Origin of the sequence: Mycobacterium sp. KBS0706, from assembly GCF_005938675.2 — a bacterium.
GTDB lineage: Bacteria > Pseudomonadota > Alphaproteobacteria > DSM-16000 > Inquilinaceae > Inquilinus.
In genome coordinates this window covers 1-623 of the sequence record NZ_VCCH02000330.1, presented here as the reverse complement: position 1 = coordinate 623, position 623 = coordinate 1, and the positions used below count along the sequence as shown (strand labels likewise).

The 623-nt window shown below is 69.3% G+C and carries 1 protein-coding gene; it reads right to left on the bottom strand.

Annotation, left to right across the window (positions count from 1 at the left end; genetic code table 11):
• A partial coding sequence (locus tag FFK22_RS42110) for a helix-turn-helix domain-containing protein (RefSeq protein WP_221939321.1) occupies positions 1 to 465 on the bottom strand: 465 nt, incomplete at its 3' end.
• Positions 466 to 623 lie beyond the last annotated feature (158 nt).

Sequence of the window (623 nt, the reverse complement as noted above, 5' to 3'; positions counted from 1 at the left end):
CGACTGGCGCTCGTGGCGAAACGCCCGGACGTAGCAGCGCCGCGAGTAGCCCAGCGTCGCCACGAACAGATAGAGCCGCGTCGCCTCGCCGCCGATCACCACCCGCGTCTCGCCGAAATCGATCTGCAGCTGGCGCCCAGGCGGCGTCTCGAACCGGACCGTCGCCCGCGCCTCGGCCTGCAGCGAACGACGCAGCGGCGCCACCGCACGCTCCACCGTCCGCAGGCTGACGACGAGGCCGTGTTCGCGCGCCAGCTCCTGGCGTACCACGTCGGCGTTGCCCCGGTGCTGGCGGAACCGCTCGGCGATCCAGCCCTCAAGGCCGTCCAGCATCGTGGGCCGCTCCGGCTTCTGGCATGCCGTCCAGCCGCCCGCAGCGAGGTACCGCCGCACGGTCATGTGGCTGCAGCCAAGCTCCCGCGCGATCCGCCGAACACCCCAGCCCAAAGCCTTGAGCCGGAGCATCGCTGCAACCTCGTCCGGCTCTCTCATCTGCTCCCCCCGATCCACAACGTGGTCGGGACGGAACCTCACCATATCCTCATCCATCAGGACCTCCTCGCGCCGAACGAGGGTCCAGTTCCTCAAGGCGAAAGGGGTCCAGTTTTACGTGTCGCCCGACA